The organism is Paenibacillus sp. J23TS9, from assembly GCF_018403225.1.
Lineage (GTDB): Bacteria > Bacillota > Bacilli > Paenibacillales > Paenibacillaceae > Paenibacillus_AQ.
The window spans coordinates 347,386-365,846 of sequence record NZ_BOSG01000001.1 but is presented as its reverse complement, the minus strand read 5'-3'; the positions used below and the strand labels follow the sequence as shown (position 1 = coordinate 365,846).

Below are 18,461 nucleotides of genomic sequence, written 5' to 3'. Positions count from 1 at the left end.
GTGGCTTCCAATCTATTGTATAATATTAATTCATATTTGTGTATATTTATTAGTGCAATTACATGTAAATTCTTTGTGGCAGTTTATTTCAACGCTCTTTCCATGACTGCCATCCGTACCGGAACCCCGTTACTCATCTGCTTGAATATGGCTGATTGCTCACATTCGACGAGTTCGTCATCAATTTCAACATTTCTGTTCACCGGTGCCGGATGCATAATCAATGTGTGTTTGGAAAGCTTGGATGCTCTTTCCACCGTTAATCCGTACTGTGCCCGGTATTCTTCAGCTGAATTCTGCAGTCCTTTTTCATGGCGTTCAAGTTGAACCCGAAGCATCATGACCACATCTGATTTCAGTGCTTCTTCCATCGAGACGTACTTGGCGTATGGCTCAAGCTCTGGCGCAGCCATATTGCGCGGCGCGCAGAATTTGACTTCGGCGCCGAATTTTTGCAGGGCCCAGAGATCCGATCTTGCCACCCGGCTGTGTGATATGTCGCCGATGATGGAAACGCTCAGTCCTTGTAGGGTTCCGAACTTCTTTTTCATTGTGAAAAGATCCAGCAGCGCTTGAGTCGGGTGTTCATTGTTGCCATCCCCGGCATTGATCAGCGGCACCGAAATCTTGCCCGCCAATTCTTCAAGTACGCCTGCAGGCTTCAGCCGGATGACGCCAGCGTCGATTCCCATGGATTCCAGGGTTTTTACCGTGTCGTAGATCGACTCGCCTTTTTCCACACTGGAAGCTGCCGCTGCAAAATTCAGGACCTGAGCACCAAGCCGCTTCTCTGCCATTTCGAAGGAAAACCGTGTTCTCGTGCTGTTTTCAAAAAACATGTTCGCTACAAAGCGGGAGCTCAGCACCGGAGTAACCTTTTCCTGCTGCGCTTCCCAGTAAGCAGCCCGATCCAGTATCGATTCGATTTCACTGCGGCTGAGATCCTTCAGTCCGAGCAAGCTGCGTTCCTTAAGCTTCGTCATCGTCATCATGTTTATTTCTCCTCCCGGTTTTGGAAAATCATAACCTCGTCCTTACCGTCCGTTTCCGTCAGCGCGACTTCGATTTGTTCCTGCCTGGAGGTCGGAACGTTCTTTCCGATGTAATCCGGCCGGATCGGCAGCTCCCGATGGCCCCGGTCTGCCAGTACAGCCAGTTGGATCATTTGCGGCCTTCCGCAATCCATAAGCGCATCCATGGCCGCCCGGATCGTCCGTCCGGTGTACAATACATCGTCGAACAAAATTACCTTTTTATCTTCTATTTTCAGAGCTTTAAGCTCCTTGTTCACATCCATGGCCGCTTTCGGGTCGGTTTCCTTTTGGTCATCCCGGTAAGGCGTTACATCAATCGCTCCCCAAGTCACCGGTGTTCCTTCAATTTCGAGTATTTTATCGGCAAGTCTTTCTGCCAAAAACTCTCCCCGTGTTTTGATGCCGATCAGAACGCAGTTTTCAATCCCCTTGTTCCTCTCCAGTATTTCGTGTGCAATTCGTGTCAGTGCGCGGCGGATCGCCGTTTCATCCATAATGACATGCGCTTCAGTACTCATGCTCCACACTCCTTTTCGTAATAGGGATTTTGACTACATTATCACCCGTGAACAAGCAAAAAACTCCTTGCCGTATTTGGCAAGGAGTTAACGTCGCTAGACATCATGTTACACAGAGATATCCTTTCGGGATCGCACAAAAGAAGACATGCGCATGCCGCGAAAGTGAACCTCGGTTCACGTTACCTTGCCAGTCTCACGGGACTGAATTAAAGGTGCATATTTAACTACAGAGAATTATGACAGACGGGCCTCACAATGTCAACAGGCGCTGATCATTTCAAGGCATGGAAACTTATTCCGGCAAATTTCGAGACGGCTGCGCCTCTGTTTGTGCGGCAGCGGCTGCAGGCTGTTCCGTTTTCTGAACGGATTGCTGGCTGCTTGAGGATTTTGGGGAATCACCAAATATCTCATTCATTTCCCTCTTCACCTCACGCAGCGTCTTTCCTGCGGCGCGGCCCAGTCCAGGCAGCTTATTCGGTCCAAACAGCAACAGAGCCAACAGCGCCAGAAGAATGAACCCCGGTGCTCCAATATCGCTTAACATGTTGTTCAATAAACCTCCTTCATCAAAGCAGATCCTGCATCTAAAAGGCTTGTCTGTTGCTTATACCGCCCCATAGTTCATCCCGTCATCATATTTCGTATCCAGCCGCTGCTGCTTGCGGTAAACGACACGGGACATCAGCACACTGACTTCATACAAAATGATAAACGGTACGGAAACGGAAATATGAGAGAAGAACTCCGGCGGAGATATCATACAAGCGATGAGTACCAGCACCATATAAGCAACTTTCCGCATTTTTCCAAGCTTGACCGGATTCAAAATACGCAGTCTTGTCAGAAACATCGCAATAACCGGCAGCTCGAAGGCAAGAGAAACCGGCACCACAATATTGGTCAGGAAAGAAAAATACTGTGCAATGCCATATGTTTCAACCAGGCCCAAATTTTTCGTTGTATCCGTCGTAAATCGGAACGCCATCGGAAACACCACGAAATAAGCGAATACGAATCCGATGATCACCAGAACAAATGCAACAGGAATATACTTGAGCGCAGCCAGCCGCTCATCCTTACGCAATCCCTTTTTTACAAATCCCCATACCTGGAACAACGTGAATGGAACAGCCACAATCATCGACAGCGCCGCTGAGAGATACATATAGATTTTTATACCGTCAAAGGGGCTAAAAGCATTCCAGGCTATAAGTGAAGCAGGAGGCCGACTTTTCAGAAAATGCAGCACATCCCCTGTAAAAAACATGGCAGTAATCATTGAAACCAGAAAAACAGCGAGAATCCAGAACAACCTTTTCCGAAGCTCGGATAGATGTTCCACATATAAAGACCAGTTCAAACGGTTAAGCAGGTTCATCAGCTCCTGTAATTATAAGCATATGTCATTTCTATACATACCACTTTACCATTTCCGTCTCTAAAAATCACGAATTCCTTCTCATTCTTGCAAGCCGCTCCATCACCATACGGATTGCGATCGCGTCATCGATATATCCAAAAGGAAAACTGAAATCAGGAATAATATCCGCCGACAGTACGAAATACAAAAGCGCACTACCAATGACATGCTGCTCTGCCGCAGGCAAATCCTCTGAAGCGTACTCATCGTACAAATCCCTCAATTGGTCAATGTAATATCCCGCACTCCGTAAATAATCCAGCTTTGGCAGAAACGACTTTTCTATCATGTCCCTGCCTTCCTCTGTCTGTGCGTACGCCTCATATTTATCCAGTTCCTTGCGAATCTGACCAGCCATATCCTCTACGTTAACACCAATCCCCTGCAGGGCGTCTCTCAGCTCGCTGATACCGTCCTTTTCTTCCAAAGATTCCAGCCCGGCAGCGGACAGCAGCTCAATTAGTGGTATCCCCAGATGCTGTGAGAACAAGTTGAGATGCTCGAGCCTTGGCTGCTGCTTGCCGTTTACAATTCTTGAGATGGATGCTGTATCCATTCCTATTATTCCGCTCAATTTTCGCATCGACATCGCTTTGGCCGTTAATGCTGATTTAATTAGCAGGCCAAGCCTGTTTTGCTCTTTTAACTGCTCTCCATCAGAAGCCACAATCCCACCGCCTCTTTTCTTCATCTCAAAACCATGTTGCATATATATCAACAGTATATGATTCAAAGCGTCACTTTTTCTCAACATCCTCAATAAGATATATGAGGAATTTGCAAATACCTGAATTTATTTTCTACAAGGAGAGTGCTCAACAATGATTGCACCATGGTTATCATCCATTTCTATTGCCCTTGCTTCCAATCTGGATAATGCAGGTGTTGGTGCTGCTTATGGCATGAGAAAAATAAAGATCCCTTTTCTGGCAAGCACGGTGATTGCTTTTATGGGGTTTCTGCTCACATTGATCGGCGGTCTGTTTGGGCAAGTCATTGCCCTTTGGATTCCTTCTATGGTTTGTAACATCATCGGTATGGTCATTCTCGTCGTCATTGGCCTTTGGGTGATGCTGCAGCCCTTCCTGTCGCTGAAACAGAGGAAGAAGAAGAAGGAAGCTTCCCCTGGATTGATTAAGGAAATTCTGAAGAACCCGGAAGCTGCTGATATTAACCAGTCCCAGTCCGTTGATTTCAAGGAATCCATCATTCTCGGCATTGCCCTCTCCATTAACAACCTCGCCGGGGGATTCGATGCGGGCATCACTCATATCAATATATGGGAAACCTCATTGTTCTCGGGAGCATTCAGCTTCATCTGTATCGGTATCTGTTCGCTGCTCGGGCGCAAAATAGCCGGTGATCGCTTGGGACGAAACGCCAGCTGGATCGCCGGACTCATCCTCATCATTATCGGACTCCATCAGGTGATTTAGCGATCCTTCCTCTCAGGCACGGTATCAAATGACCAGACAAATAAACGGGCAGCCTAAGAATATACTTGGGCTGCCCGTTAAATCCGTTTTAAAATTCAAATTCCACATCACTCAAACGGTTCTTGATTTCATTGATAACACGCTTCTCGTCTTCTTCCCCATTTGCAATAAAGGTTACGGAGAAGCGTACAAAGTGGCCTGCATCATCCCATGGCACGCTGGAAATCAGCTTTTCGCGGATCAGGAACTGGGAGAAATCCTCGCCTGATTCAAAACGGCTGCCGCCTTTGATCCCTTTTGGAGCTTCCACATACAGGAAGAAGGATCCTTTCGGTTTCTCAGCCTTGAAGCCCAGCTCGTTCAGAACCGCTACCAGCATTTCATGACGGCGGGAGTATTTGGCCGCAATCTTCTCTGTAATTTGCGGATTGTACAAACCGAAAGCTGCTGCTTTTTGAATCGCGATGAATTGTCCGGAATCATTGTTATCCTTCACATCGCCAAATGCTTTTACCACTAGCGGGTTACCCGCGATAAAACCAATTCGCCAGCCAGTCATATTGTAGGATTTGGACAGGGAATGAAGCTCCACACCCACATCTTTAGCACCCGGAACAGACAGGAAGCTGAGCGGCTTCAGGCCGTCATATGTCAATGCTGCGTACGGGGCGTCATGGACGATCACGACATCATGCTTTTTAGCCCATGCAACAACCTCAGTGAAGAATTCCGCTGTTGCACTTGCTCCGGTCGGATTATTCGGGTAATTCAGGTAAAAAAGCTTGGCGCGTTTAGCAATCTCTTCGGGAATCGTGTTCAAGTCAGGCAGGAAATTATTCTCCTTCTTAAGCTCAACGTTGTATACTTCACCGCCCAAGTACTTGGTGTGAGTTCCCATCACCGGATAGCCCGGAACGGTCATAATCGTAACATCCCCCGGATTGATAAAGCATGAAGGAAGCATGGCAAGTGCCGGTTTGGATCCGATGGAATGCAGCACTTCATTCTCAGGGTCAATTCCCTCGACGCCAAACACTTCTTTTAAATAATAAGCTGCCGCCTCCTTGAATTCGGCGATGCCATTATCCGCATATCCGCGGTTTTCAGGCTTGGCCGCTTCTTCCGCAAGCTTAGCGACGATTCCGGCATCCGCCATCTCATCAGGTTCACCTACCCCAAGATCGATCAGTTCGACCTCCGGAAAGTCCTTTTTGGCTTGTGCCTTAGCGCGTTTGATTTTTTCAAACTTGTAGATCGCCGTATCTTTACCGTAATTGGAACCGCCAATCCGGTCCGCAAAATTGTTCTGGATATACGTATTTTGATATAGTTCGATACTCATGTATTGGTTCATCTCCCATTTAGGCAAAATTCTACCCTAAATATGAAGGAATCCATGGCTGAAAGCCATGGATTAATTATCGTATCATTTGTACTTTCATCGACTGCGCAGATTTACAAGCAGTTCTTCTATATCAGGGGGCACCGGAGCCGTAAATTCCATATACTCACCGCTGGACGGATGTACGAAACCGAGCGTCTTGGCATGCAGGGCTTGTCCATTCATTTTGATGCCTTTACTGCGTCCATAGACCGGATCGCCAACAAGCGGATGACCAATAAATTTCATATGGACACGAATCTGATGAGTCCGTCCCGTCTCAAGCTGCAGCTCGAGCAGAGTGTATTCACCGAAGCGCTCCAGCACTGCAAAATGCGTAACCGCATGCTTGCTGTTTCTTTCCGAAACGGTAAACATTTTGCGGTCCTGAGGATCACGGCCAATCGGCGCATCAACAGTCCCTTGATCATGGCTCACATTCCCGTGTACAAGAGCGACATATCGGCGTGTAACAGTGTGCTCCTTCAGCTGGGCGGCAAGTGAAGCATGCGCCTTGTCATTTTTGGCAGCCATCATCAGACCCGATGTATCCTTGTCAATCCGGTGAACGATACCGGGACGCAGCTCCCCGTTGATACCCGATAAATCCTTGCAATGATACATCAACGCGTTAACAAGCGTTCCCGATGAATGTCCGGGAGCCGGATGTACAACCATACCTCTTGGCTTGTTTACCACGATAACATCACTGTCTTCATAAGCGACATCAAGCTTAATATCTTCCGGTACAATTTCCACAACGGATGGTTCAGGCACCGTCACTTCGAGATGATCCCCTTCTGCCAGCTTGTAATTGGATTTAACAGAATGTCCATTTACCTTGACATGGCCAGAGGTGATCCACAGCTGTACCTGAGATCTGGAGATCTCATCTTCCCAGGATTCCGTGATATATTTATCTATCCGATCCCTGGCATAAGCCTGGTCGATCACCCACTCCCTGATTTCGGTTTCACTCACACGATTTCATTCCCTTCCTCGCTCTTGCTCTCTGGTGTTGTTTTGTTCAAATCAATCAATGAATCCAAAATAATTAGCGCGACGCCGATCACAATACAGGAGTCCGCAATGTTGAAGATTGGAAACGTATAGCTCCCGAAATTCAACATCAAAAAGTCCACCACTTCCCCGTTCAAAGCCCGGTCGAGGAAATTGCCAACGGCTCCTCCCAATACGAGACTCAGGGCAATTGGAAGCAGTTTGCGCGAGGAGGATTTTCTCACCCTTTGCATGTACCAGATAATAGCAACGACCACACACACGGTAACGATAATAAAAAACCATCTTTGGTTCGGAAGAATACCGAATGCAGCACCATTGTTACGGCTGGAGGTAATCAGGAAAAAGTTACCTATAACAGGTATTTCTTCACCGATCACCAGTTGTTTGGCAATCATAAATTTCGTTCCTTGATCCACTAAAAATGCAATTAAAGCGAGTATGTAGTACCACACAGCACCAAGTCACTCCGTTCTTATCATTTAGACCATCTGGATTGACGGTTCATTTCATGTAAAGACCTGTATATTGTAGCACAGCACGTCAGAAATCGTCCATTAACGTCCAGCCCCGAGAAGATTTTCCTCATCTAAAACCCTTGCGTTCCGCACATTCTAAGATTGAAGGAATTGTCTTAAGCGGCATTGTGCGCCGCAAAAGGAAAGGGGCTAATATCCATGCAGCATCTTACCGCATCACAGCTAACACATCTGCGTTCCATGCTGGAAGAGCAGCAGCAATCGATACAGCGCAAAGATCAGGACAATGACCATTACGGTCTCGATGAATCCATGCGTGATGAAACTGGCGAATTGTCGCATATTGATAACCATCCCGCAGACTTGGCCACAGAGCTATATAACCGTGAGGTGGACCTTTCCCTGCAGGATCATGATGATCATCATTTGGATTCAATCAGCGACGCCCTGCAACGAATGGACCAGGGTACGTATGGTGTATGTCCAATCTGTGGTAAACCGATTCCTTATGCCCGTCTCGAAGCTGTCCCGACAACAGAATATTGCGTCGAGGACACGCCAAAGCAGCATGTGTCGGATTATCGCCCGGTGGAGGAAGAATTTCTTATGCCTCCTTTTGGCCGTACGAGCTTGGACGAGCGTGAAGATCAAAATGGCTTCGACGGCGAGGATGCATGGCAGGTGCTCGAAAATTTCGGAACATCCAATTCTCCTGCCATGGCCGAAGGGAATGAAATCCACAGCTATAACGAGATGGAAATCGAAGCTTCAGAAGAGCTTGAAGGATGTGTTGAACCTTTGGAAGCCTTTGTGGCTACTGATATATACGGCAACCTCATTGATATTGTCCGCAATCAGGAATACCGCAGATATATCGATAAAGGCGAAGGCATCGACATGCAGCAGCTCGCTGAAGAAGAAGAGGACGAAGAGGAGTTTTAATTTCAGTATGTATTCAGCTCCAGCTGGCGCTGTACAATACGTACAATATCAGCAATATAGTCTCCGATGATCGGCAGGTTAAGCGCACCTAGCACCTGTAAAACGTAAATAATGGTGGCAGCGAAAAAAGTGAATCCGATCGCAATCCCGACACCTCGAGCGGTTCCGGACAGCAGATTCAACCATATTAACCGCCAGGGCTTATGAAGAAGCTGGGTATAGTCAGCAATACGGGATTTTTCCATTTGGTCAGCTATGCTGGCCGTTAGCTTATATATTCGGCTCAGCTTTTCTTCATCTGTCGCAGGTTCACCTTTTTTAGGTTCATGTACCATATCTTTTCCCCTTTTGAATTCGTAACCGCATTTCAAAAGAAAAACAAACGAGCCGAGTGACGCATGATTGTTCATATGCGTTTCAAGGCTCGTTTATTCCTTTTTACTGCTATTATTCGCCCAAAATGCGGCACTCATTCAAATAAGGTATTTCAAATTCCTGATTACGGAAAACAAGCTTTATTCCGCAATGTGTACGCCGAGCGTTTTACCCGCTAAATCAACGGTTTCCATTGCAGCTTCCTTACCGAAAATAACATCCTTGACCAGTACATTTTCACGAAGGACGTGGTCATAAGCCTGAATAGCCTGAGTCAGGTCCTCGTCTGCATCCAGAACCAATGTAATACGCTTTTCGATCGGCAGATCCAGCTTTTTACGGTAATCCTGAACGGCACGAACCACTTCCCTGACCCAGCCTTCCTGTTCGAGTTCAGCTGTGATCTCTGTATTCAGCGCTACCGTGATACCGTAACCTGAAGCTGAAGCAAATCCGCTCTTCGCATGCTTCTCTACGAGCAGCTCCTCTGCAGTCACTTGAAGCTCTTCCCCTTCTGGAGAAGTGATGTTAATGGTTCCGGATTGTACAGCCGCTCTCGTTTCATCCGGAGACAGGCCCTTGAGGAATCCTTGGAGGAAGCCAATATTTTTACCGTATTTCTTACCGGCTACTTTCAAGTTCATCTTCAAGGTGAAATCTACAAAGCCGCTATCACTGGTTTCCACCACGATATCCTTCACGTTGATCTCTTCCTTGATGATCTCCTGGTAACCCACCACATCAAATTCACGATCCATCGAGATGATCAGCTCTGATAATGGCTGACGCGTTTTGATGCCAGTTTCATTACGAACATTTCTTGCAAGCTCTACGATTTGACGGGCTGCTTCCATATCTGCTTCAAGCGACTTGTTGATCAGAGCCTCATCCGCCTGCGGGAAATCTGCCAAATGCACACTGCCTTTTCCGCCGAGGTTGGTGTAAATATCTTCAGACAAGAACGGTGTATATGGCGCCATCATTTTCGCAAGTGTGAGCAGCACATGGGTAAGTGTTCCATAAGCTGCGAGTTTATCTTCGGTAAGGCCGCTGCCCCAGAAACGGTCACGGGAACGACGGATATACCAGTTGCTTAGCTCATCAATAAAGCCTTCGATGGCTTTTGCGGAATTCAGGAAATCATTAACCGCAAGTCCTTTGTCGACCAATTGGATCAGGCTGTTGAGACGGGACATAATCCAGCGATCCAATTTATTTTCAGACGGTTTGTATGGATGCTCGGAAGGATCGTATCCATCGATGTTCGCATACAACGTCAGGAAAGAATGTGTGTTTACCAGCGTATCCACTACTTTGGATTTCGCCTCGGCTACAATGCCTTTAGAGAAGCGTTTGCTGTTCCATGGCGCACTATCAGCAAGCAGAGCCCAGCGGAATGCATCCGTTCCGAATTCGTTGATGATCTCCCACGGATCGATAACATTGCCTTTGGATTTGGACATTTTTTGACCGTTCTCATCCAGGATATGCCCGGTAGCGATAACGGCTTTGTATGGTGCAACGCCTTTGAAAAGCGTGGAAACCGCCAGCAAGCTGTAGAACCAGCCGCGGGTTTGGTCGATACCTTCGCAGATCATATCCGCTGGGAATTGATCCTCGAAATTCTCCACATTTTCAAACGGATAGTGATGCTGTGCAAATGGCATCGAGCCGCTGTCGAACCAAACGTCGATTACTTCAGAGGTACGTTCCATCACCCCGCCTTCACAGTGCGGACAGTGAACCTTAACCTCATCAACATATGGTTTATGCAGTTCAAAATCATCCGAAAGCGGAGATGTTGCACGTTCTCTCAAATCCGCGAAGCTGTGCGGAGCGTATTGTTCATTACAGGAATCACAAACCCATACGTTCAGCGGAGTGCCCCAGTAACGGTTACGGCTGATGTTCCAATCCACCAAATCCTCGAGGAATTTGCCGAAGCGTCCTTCACGGATATGTCCCGGGAACCATTTCACGCCGTTATTATTAGCGATCAATTGATCCTTCACGGCAGTGGTTTCAATGAACCAGCTCTCCATCGCGTAATACAGCAGCGGAGATTTGCAGCGCCAGCAGAATGGATAACTGTGCTCATATTTTTCCTTGCTGTACAGCAGACCTTTTTCGGACAACATCTTCACGATATCCAGGTCGCAGTCCTTCACGAAACGGCCGGCCAGATCCGTAATCTCATCCGTGTAACGGCCTTGGGCGTTAACTACGCTGATAAAGCTGATGCCATTTTCACGGCAGGTTTTATAGTCATCTTCACCATGAGCAGGAGCCATGTGTACGATACCCGTACCGCTGGAATCCGTTACAAAGGAAGCACCCACGATCAGGTTGCCTTTTTCCGGCTTGGTGTACGTGAATGGCGGTGTATAGGTCTTACCGATGAATTCGGAGCCCTTGTGCGTGGACAAGACTTGATATTCACCTTTCATGACGTCTTCAACCAGGTTTTTGGCAACGATGTACACTTCGCCCTCCTGCTGCACACGCGCATAGTCCATATCCGGATTCATGGCCAATGCCACATGGGCTGGCAGCGTCCAAGGTGTTGTCGTCCAGGCCAGCACATAATCGCCGCTGTCATGCAGCTTGAATTTGGCTGTTGCACTGAGGTCCTTTACATCTTCATAACCCTGCGCCACTTCATGGGAGCTGAGTGTAGTTTGACAGCAAGGGCAGTAGGGGCTTACACGGTGACCGCGATAGAGCAACCCTTTGTCATGGATCGTTGCAAGGATATTCCATACACTTTCGATGTAGTTGTTCTCGAGAGTGATGTATGGATGATCCAGATCGGTCCAGTAGCCGATGGCTTCTGTCAGCTCTCTCCATTGCTTTTCATATTCAAAAACGCTGGCTTTACATTTTTTGATGAATTCTTCCACACCATATTTCTCGATTTCCTGCTTACCGGAAATGCCGAGCTGCTTTTCCACGCCAAGCTCAACAGGCAGTCCATGCGTATCCCATCCCGCTTTGCGGACAACACGGTAACCTTTCATCGTTTGGTAGCGGCCGATAAAATCCTTGATTACGCGGCCTAGAACGTGACCGATATGTGGTGCACCGTTGGCTGTTGGAGGTCCTTCATAGAACACATAGTTCGGCTTGCCTTCCCGGTTTTCCATGGATTTGCGGAAGGTATCTTCCTCATTCCATTTTTTCAGCACCCGCAAATCGCGTGTGCGTGCTTTTTCTTTGATATCAACTTTTTGCATCATAATCAACCTCCGAAATCTTTCAAAAGATTTTCCATCCCCCTAAATCCCCCTTTGGAAAGGGGGATTTAGGGGGAATCGAAAAAAAACACAAAAAAAGCCTCATCCCAAAAGGGACGAGGCTTCTGCTCGCGTGACCACCCTAGTTCCGCTCATGAAAAATTCCAGAACGACTCCTCAAGTCCTCGCCTAAAAGTTTTCCCAAAGGAAAATTTGCTTGTTCAGCAAGGAGCCGATATAACGTTCAGCAGTCCGGTTCAGCTTACGCACGTTAGTAACGTTTCAGCCTCACTTCTCCGGGAGGATCTTCGGCTTCGGTCTGAACATTGGCTCGCAGCACATCGCCAACTCTCTGAGGAACATATCCAAAGCTTACTTATCCCATCATTGAATACTTATACGTTTAGTCGCTGCACAACAGCGCAACAACCGATATGACTATAGTTATAGTCCATTTTAAAACAAAAGTCAACCAAGCAGAAGCCTAGTATACTTCATTTGCTTCACGGGTATTCCGGGAATCATTGGAGGATTCCAGCGCTTCCCAGCCATCTTGGCTCAGAAGCTCAAGCTGTGCTTCCACCAACGTCCGGAAACGCGTACGGTAGATTGAAGCCTGTTTTTTCAGTTCTTCCACTTCCATCGCAATTTTACGCGATTTGGACAACGATTCGTTAATAATCCGGTCCGCATTCTTCTCGGATTCCTTAATGATCAGCTGTGCTTCCTTCTTGGCGTTGTTTTTCACTTCATCTGCTGCTTCCTGAGCCACAATAATGGTTTTGGAAAGCGTCTCTTCAATATGAACGAAATGATCCAGTCTTTCCTGTATGGACATCATCTGGTTATGAAGTTCCTTGTTTTCCCGGATTACAATTTCATAATCCTTGATGACCTGATCGAGGAATTCATTCACTTCATCTTCATCATAACCCCGGAGCCGGCGGGAAAATTCCTTGTTATGTATATCCAGTGGCGTTAATGGCATTGATGTGCACCTCCTAAGAATGTTCAGGTCTCCCTGTTATCACACGGATCTGTAGATACAGCCCCACTTGGAATGTATCGGCCGAAGAAATACATTTTGTTAGTTTCCACTTGCAGTTGAATGAATTAATAATTTAGACAGGTTATCCTTATTAATTCATAAGATATTAGCTATTTCATTTCGACAGAAAAAACCTATTTCCTGCTTAGAGTCTACACAAATTTACCTATTTTAACGCGGAATCGCCCTTTTTTCGTGACATCGCCCGCCTCAAGCACCTTGAAACGTCCAAAGCCCTGCATCGAGACCATGTCGCCTTCCTTCAACGGGGATGAGGGATCCTCTATCGTCTTCCAGTTCACGCGGCACCGTCCGGCCCGTATCGGAATCAATACCTTACTGCGGCTGAGACGGTAAACATCCGAGGCAATGCCATCAAGACGCAAAGAAGCGACCGTAATATCGAGCATCTCCAGAGAGATCTTGCTTGTACGCAAAAGCTCTATCGGCAAAATCTCACTCTGGACATGTATACGGTGCACCTGATTCAAATTCATATCAAGAAAAGCACTGATATCCTCACAGACGACAGTGTGACAGCCATTCTCCAAAACGTGGATATCTCCAATTTTGGATCGTTTGACACCCAGTCCAAGAATGGACCCCATATAATCTCCATGCTCAAGGGTCAGAAATTTCTGGTCGATAGAGTCTATGCTGAGCACCTTCAGTTTCATGTCCTCATGACTTAAATCACGGTAATCCGGAGCGATGAGCGCTCTGCACCGTTCCGCTCCTTCATAACCACCATCCAGGCGCACATGCACATCCGGATGACGATTTACCAGCGATTCAACAATCACCGTCTGTCTCGGATCCAAAAAATCCGTTAGTTTGGTTTCATGATATTGGCCCGCATTGACGATCCATTCCCATGCCCGATCGACAAACTCGCGTTCATCCGGATGAAAATGCTCGTATATATCCTGTTTCATGGTAATTACCAGAGAAGATGAAGGATGGCGATCAAGCCTTCTTCAGCAAATTGCAGGATAAACAGGGCGACAATTGGTGAAATATCAAGCATCCCGAAAATAGGAGGAATGAATCGCCGGAAAGGGGATAAATAAGGCTCCACCAGCTTAGCGAGCAGTTCTCCAATAAAGTTTTCACGAAGATTAGGAAGCCAGGACATGAGCACATAAACAATAATCATGTAAAAGTAAATATTGAAAAGCAGTCGTAATATTGTATCGATTTCGGTCAAAATTGGCTCACCTCATTCTGTTGTAATCATGTTCTTCTGCCAGTATTTCTGATATGGTGCCTGTAATTTCAACCGTATCCGGTGTGCACAAAAATATGTTGCCGCCAATCTTGGATATACCTCCGCCCAAGGCATACACCGTCCCACTCAGAAAATCAATGATCCGCAGGGCTTGGTCGGTACGCACCCGCTGCAAATTGACTACAACGGTCCGATGCGAACGTAAATGATCCGCAATATCCTGGGCTTCATCATACGAACGAGGCTCATGCAGGATTACCTTAACGTTTTTTTGCGAGTGAATGCTGACCACATTATTTCCCCTTGGGTTTTTACGTGTTTCCACCGGTGGAGTTTCAAATTCTTCTTCTTCAACGGGGAGCTGCTCCCGTTCAACAATTTCCTCCTGCTCCTGCAATCCCAAAAAAGACATAAATTTGTTCATCACGCTCATCATTCCCCCTCCTGTTTCCCAACTAAAATGCTGCCTAAACGAATCCAAGTCGCTCCTTCCTCTATCGCTACTTCAAAATCGTTAGACATGCCCATGGAAAGCTCCGTTAACGGCTCCTGTGTTACTCCCTGACGGTTCAAATCATCCCTTAAGTCACGAAGCCCTCTGAAAACCAAACGAGTAGCTTCCGCCGTCTCCTCGAACGGAGCCATGGTCATGAGGCCGATCACTTTAATATGGGAAAAGCTCTGAATTTCTTGTAAAAAAGCTGCTGCTTCCTCCGGTGCCAATCCGTATTTGCTATCTTCTCCAGAAATATTAACCTGTACGAAGGTTTTAATTACCAACCCTTTCGCAGCTGCGGACTTCTCAAGCTCCTTGGCCAGCGAAAGTCTGTCCAGCGAATGGATGTATTCAAACTTGCCGATCACATCCTTCACCTTGTTTGTTTGCAGATGACCGATAAAATGCCATGTTCCGCGATGGCCCAGTGCATTCCATTTTTCCTCTGCATTCTGCCAGCGGTTCTCACCCAGATTTTCCAATCCACTGTCCAATACCTTGGCTACCATAGCAGTCGATACATACTTGGTCACGGCCACGGTATTCACTTCTTCAGCAGACCTTCCGCTGCGCAGACAAGCCTCTTCGATCCGCTTATTGACTTCCTGTATCCGCTCTTCCAGATTCATGGAAGGCTCACCTCTCTTAACCCGATCCAACTAGCCATTCGTCCTGTCGTTCCTCCATCCTTGCGGTATGAGAAAAACAAATCGTTACGACAGCTTGTACACCATGATGTACATTCGATATGAGTCGGCAATATTCCTGCTTTAATCATAATGTGTCGATTCATTTCTTTCAAGTTAAGCATGCTTTTGCCGCCTTCTTTTGCTATGTACCAATCTGAAGTGGAATACTGCTCATTACCCAGGAAATGTTTTTCTAAATCGCGGACATGAGACATCACTTTTTCATCGACCTCATAACAGCAGGAGCCAATCGACGGACCAATCGCTGTTATGATATCTTCACTTTTGCTTCCAAAGGTATCCTGCATACGCTCAACCATTCTGGCCGCAATCAGGGCAACCGTACCCTTCCATCCGGCATGGGCAAGCCCTACGACCTGCTGCTTCGGATCATAGAAAAAAAGCGGAACACAATCCGCGTAAAAGGATGTCAAAAGGACTCCAGGCACATTCGTCAGCAGCCCGTCGGTGTCTTGAATGGCAGACTCCCGGTTTAGGCTTCCAGCCCCCTGCTTGTCTCCGTCAATAACGGCGATATTCGCATGATGCACCTGCTCTCCGCAGGTCCATGCATCCAAAGAGAATCCAAGCTGAGCGGCAACAAGCTCACGGTTTCCGATAACATCCTCCGGACGGTCACCAACATGAAAAGCACAATTCAGTGTATGATAAGGCGCTTTACCCACGCCTCCATTTCTCCCAGTAAAGCCGGCACTTAGATTGTTATAACGGCTCATCCAGGGCTCCAGCATCAAGAGTGCAGGCTGTCCATCAGCCTCTTTTAAAACAAACGGTTCCATTCTCTCACCTCAAGTTCCAGTGTACCATATACGAGAGCTACAATTATAGCTTCAGCATTTTCACATTAAAAAAACAGCTGTTTAATTATTAACTTCACAAATCCCTGTAATTACGCCGGTCCCTCTCCTGCCTTTCCGCATAGGTCGCAGCATCCTTTTCGTCCTGCAGCGTTTTTAGTTCCTCCATCTTGACCAGAACGACATCCGATCCAATTTTAACAATATTCCGCCACGGTATAATTAAATCCGCGCCGCCGCCAAACAGCCCCAAAAATTTGCTGTAGCTCGGAACAACAATGGCGTCAATCCGGCCTTGACGGAGATCCAGTTCAAGATCACTGATTTGACCTAGCCTTTTGCCGTCCACAATATTGATGACATCCTTGGTTTGAAAATCGGATATTTTCATATTCTTCCCCACCGCCTGATGATCTGGAATCACGTCCGCAGCTCCTTTTCCATAGGTCCTTAACCTGTAGTCCGCTAACCTGCCATATACGTTAAGTATATGTTTGGTCTGGGCAAAATGCCCTTCTTTTTAAGGAATCCCCAAAATAAAAAACATCCCTGCAAAGATCTAAAAAAAGCGACCCTAAAAAAACGGATCGCTTTACACGGAAAGGATTCACAGAAACAGACATCAGCTTCTGTTAAAACCTCAATATTCAATTTTTAGTTTTTTATTTTAAGACTTCACATGCTTTTGCATTTGCTGAATGGCCGACTTCTCTAAACGGGACACCTGTGCTTGTGAAATACCGATTTCATCGGCAACCTCCATTTGGGTTTTCCCTTCAAAAAAGCGCATTGAAAGTATCATTTTTTCCCGTTGACCCAATCGTTGCATGGCCTCGCGCAGAGCAATCTCTTCAATCCAGAGCACATCCTTGTTCTTATCATCACTGATCTGGTCCATCACATAAATGGGATCACCACCGTCATGATAAATCGGTTCGAACAGAGAGACAGGATCCTGAATGGCATCAAGAGCAAAAACCACATCTTCCTTAGGTACATTCAGCACCTGGGAAATCTCGAAGATTGTCGGTTCCCTTGAATTTTGGTTCGTTAGGGAGTCGCGCACCTGAAGTGCCTTATAAGCGATATCACGCAGAGATCTTGAGACACGGATCGGATTGTTGTCCCTCAGGTACCTGCGAATTTCCCCGATAATCATCGGAACCGCATAGGTCGAAAATTTCACATTTTGCGATAAGTCAAAATTATCAATGGCCTTCATGAGTCCGATACAGCCTACCTGAAACAAATCGTCGACAAACTCTCCCCGATTGTTAAAGCGCTGGATGACACTGAGCACCAGTCTCAGATTGCCGTTAACCAGCTTTTCTCTGGCTGACCGTTCGTTGTTTTGCTGTAAGGAATGGAACAATTCCCGCATTTCCACATTGGTTAAAACTGGCAATTTTGCGGTATCCACACCACAAATTTCAACTTTGTTTCGGGTCATGATGATATACCTCCCAAGGAGAAACATTAATGTACATTATCTCCCTGGGGGCTCATTTTATTCCTGTGAAAAAATTTGCTACACCATCTTGTTAAATTCTTTGCGGAGTCTCTTGATGATTCGTTTTTCAAGTCTTGATATGTAGGATTGAGAAATCCCCAGCATATCGGCGACATCTTTTTGCGTTTTCTCCTCACCATCCTGAAGTCCAAAACGCAGCTCCATAATGATGCGCTCCCGTTCTGTCAGCTTTTCCAATGCCTTATGAAGCAGTTTACGGTCAACCTGTTCTTCGATATTCCGGTAAATCGTATCATTCTCGGTTCCGAGGACATCTGAGAGAAGGAGCTCGTTGCCATCCCAATCGATATTAAGCGGTTCATCAAAGGAAACCTCACTGCGGATTTTGCTGTTGCGGCGCAGATACATTAGGATTTCATTTTCTATACAACGTGATGCATAAGTGGCAAGCTTGATCTTTTTCTCAGGATCAAACGTATTGACTGCTTTAATGAGACCGATCGCACCAATTGAAACGAGATCCTCGATATTGATGCCTGTGTTTTCAAATTTGCGGGCAATGTAGACGACCAGGCGCAGATTGCGTTCAATCAGCATAGATCTGATTGCCGCGTCTCCCGTAGAGAGCCGCTGCAGCAGGTACTCCTCTTCCTCGCGTGTCAGCGGTGGAGGGAGAGCCTCACTGCCGCCGATGTAGTATATTTCCTCACTTTTTAGTCCCAGCAGAAAAAGGAATCGGTAATATTGCAGCTGCGCTATCAATCGCCATTTTACTAGCATTTGTCGTCCTCCTAAAAATTTTCCGTAGAAAAAATGGTCTCCGTAAGCATGACCCTTTTCCCGAAGGGAAATTAACTTCGCAAGCAT

The 18,461-nt window shown here is 46.7% G+C and carries 21 protein-coding genes; 2 read left to right on the top strand and 19 right to left on the bottom strand.

The genetic code is table 11. The features are described from left to right. Positions 1-83: 83 nt before the first annotated feature. The 5 genes from KJS65_RS01725 to KJS65_RS01705 all read right to left on the bottom strand — a co-directional run bounded on the left by KJS65_RS01725 (position 84) and on the right by KJS65_RS01705 (position 3,645). Complete coding sequence (locus tag KJS65_RS01725; RefSeq protein WP_374706132.1) at positions 84-992, bottom strand: aspartate carbamoyltransferase catalytic subunit; 909 nt, start codon at positions 990-992, stop codon at positions 84-86. Between the two features lie 2 nt (positions 993-994). After that, positions 995-1,552 (bottom strand): bifunctional pyr operon transcriptional regulator/uracil phosphoribosyltransferase PyrR, encoded by a 558-nt coding sequence (gene pyrR, locus KJS65_RS01720; RefSeq protein WP_136606477.1) that lies wholly within the window; start codon positions 1,550-1,552, stop codon positions 995-997. Between the two features lie 295 nt (positions 1,553-1,847). After that, a complete protein-coding gene (locus KJS65_RS01715) occupies positions 1,848-2,102 on the bottom strand; it encodes a twin-arginine translocase TatA/TatE family subunit (RefSeq protein ID WP_213650593.1) in 255 nt (84 codons plus the stop codon). A gap of 60 nt (positions 2,103-2,162) precedes the next feature. Next, a complete protein-coding gene (tatC, locus tag KJS65_RS01710) occupies positions 2,163-2,936 on the bottom strand; it encodes a twin-arginine translocase subunit TatC (protein ID WP_213648304.1) in 774 nt (257 codons plus the stop codon). A 67-nt stretch (positions 2,937-3,003) separates the two neighbouring features. Then, entirely contained in the window at positions 3,004-3,645 is a 642-nt protein-coding gene (locus KJS65_RS01705; protein ID WP_213648303.1) for a DUF1232 domain-containing protein, read from the bottom strand. Between the two features lie 154 nt (positions 3,646-3,799). Here KJS65_RS01705 and ytaF point away from each other — a divergent pair, with 154 nt between their 5' ends. Beyond that, complete coding sequence (gene ytaF / locus KJS65_RS01700; RefSeq protein WP_213648302.1) at positions 3,800-4,414, top strand: sporulation membrane protein YtaF; 615 nt, start codon at positions 3,800-3,802, stop codon at positions 4,412-4,414. 88 nt (positions 4,415-4,502) lie between these two features. On the opposite strand, the gene KJS65_RS01695 is transcribed toward ytaF, so the two are convergent. From KJS65_RS01695 to lspA, 3 genes are all read right to left on the bottom strand, one after another. Further along, positions 4,503-5,756 (bottom strand): LL-diaminopimelate aminotransferase, encoded by a 1,254-nt coding sequence (locus KJS65_RS01695; RefSeq protein ID WP_213648301.1) that lies wholly within the window; start codon positions 5,754-5,756, stop codon positions 4,503-4,505. Between the two features lie 96 nt (positions 5,757-5,852). Beyond that, complete coding sequence (locus KJS65_RS01690) at positions 5,853-6,776, bottom strand: RluA family pseudouridine synthase (protein ID WP_213648300.1); 924 nt, start codon at positions 6,774-6,776, stop codon at positions 5,853-5,855. Beyond that, positions 6,773-7,270, bottom strand: a complete 498-nt coding sequence (gene lspA / locus KJS65_RS01685; protein WP_213648299.1) for a signal peptidase II — start codon at positions 7,268-7,270, stop codon at positions 6,773-6,775. The genes KJS65_RS01690 and lspA overlap by 4 nt, the downstream gene beginning before the upstream one ends. Before the next feature lie 222 nt (positions 7,271-7,492). On the opposite strand from lspA, the gene KJS65_RS01680 reads away from it, so the two are divergent. Beyond that, positions 7,493-8,236 carry a TraR/DksA C4-type zinc finger protein gene (locus tag KJS65_RS01680; protein ID WP_136606483.1) on the top strand — a complete coding sequence of 248 codons (744 nt, stop codon included), beginning with the start codon at positions 7,493-7,495 and terminating at the stop codon, positions 8,234-8,236. Between the two features lie 2 nt (positions 8,237-8,238). Here the strand turns inward: KJS65_RS01680 and KJS65_RS01675 are convergent, their stop codons facing one another. The 11 genes from KJS65_RS01675 to sigE form a co-directional block, all read right to left on the bottom strand. After that, a complete protein-coding gene (locus KJS65_RS01675; protein WP_213648298.1) occupies positions 8,239-8,571 on the bottom strand; it encodes a DUF5665 domain-containing protein in 333 nt (110 codons plus the stop codon). Positions 8,572-8,751: 180 nt separating this feature from the next. Further along, positions 8,752-11,844, bottom strand: coding sequence for an isoleucine--tRNA ligase (gene ileS / locus KJS65_RS01670; RefSeq protein ID WP_213650592.1), 3,093 nt, complete (start codon positions 11,842-11,844; stop codon positions 8,752-8,754). Between the two features lie 484 nt (positions 11,845-12,328). Continuing rightward, positions 12,329-12,832: a DivIVA domain-containing protein gene (locus KJS65_RS01665; RefSeq protein WP_213648297.1), complete on the bottom strand. Its 504-nt coding sequence runs from the start codon at positions 12,830-12,832 to the stop codon at positions 12,329-12,331. Between the two features lie 212 nt (positions 12,833-13,044). Beyond that, a complete protein-coding gene (locus KJS65_RS01660) occupies positions 13,045-13,827 on the bottom strand; it encodes a YlmH family RNA-binding protein (RefSeq protein WP_213648296.1) in 783 nt (260 codons plus the stop codon). Between the two features lie 5 nt (positions 13,828-13,832). Then, positions 13,833-14,102: a YggT family protein gene (locus KJS65_RS01655; RefSeq protein WP_213650591.1), complete on the bottom strand. Its 270-nt coding sequence runs from the start codon at positions 14,100-14,102 to the stop codon at positions 13,833-13,835. A 4-nt stretch (positions 14,103-14,106) separates the two neighbouring features. Then, positions 14,107-14,553 carry a cell division protein SepF gene (locus KJS65_RS01650; RefSeq protein ID WP_213650590.1) on the bottom strand — a complete coding sequence of 149 codons (447 nt, stop codon included), beginning with the start codon at positions 14,551-14,553 and terminating at the stop codon, positions 14,107-14,109. Then, positions 14,553-15,245 (bottom strand): YggS family pyridoxal phosphate-dependent enzyme, encoded by a 693-nt coding sequence (locus tag KJS65_RS01645; protein ID WP_213648295.1) that lies wholly within the window; start codon positions 15,243-15,245, stop codon positions 14,553-14,555. Before KJS65_RS01645 ends, KJS65_RS01650 begins: the two co-directional genes overlap by 1 nt. Then, complete coding sequence (gene pgeF / locus KJS65_RS01640; RefSeq protein WP_213648294.1) at positions 15,242-16,105, bottom strand: peptidoglycan editing factor PgeF; 864 nt, start codon at positions 16,103-16,105, stop codon at positions 15,242-15,244. The genes KJS65_RS01645 and pgeF overlap by 4 nt, the downstream gene beginning before the upstream one ends. A gap of 94 nt (positions 16,106-16,199) precedes the next feature. Further along, a complete protein-coding gene (locus KJS65_RS01635; RefSeq protein WP_213650589.1) occupies positions 16,200-16,514 on the bottom strand; it encodes a YlmC/YmxH family sporulation protein in 315 nt (104 codons plus the stop codon). Positions 16,515-16,790: 276 nt separating this feature from the next. Next, positions 16,791-17,573, bottom strand: a complete 783-nt coding sequence (gene sigG, locus KJS65_RS01630) for an RNA polymerase sporulation sigma factor SigG (protein ID WP_213648293.1) — start codon at positions 17,571-17,573, stop codon at positions 16,791-16,793. Between the two features lie 78 nt (positions 17,574-17,651). Next, positions 17,652-18,374, bottom strand: coding sequence for an RNA polymerase sporulation sigma factor SigE (sigE, locus tag KJS65_RS01625; RefSeq protein ID WP_136606493.1), 723 nt, complete (start codon positions 18,372-18,374; stop codon positions 17,652-17,654). Positions 18,375-18,461 lie beyond the last annotated feature (87 nt).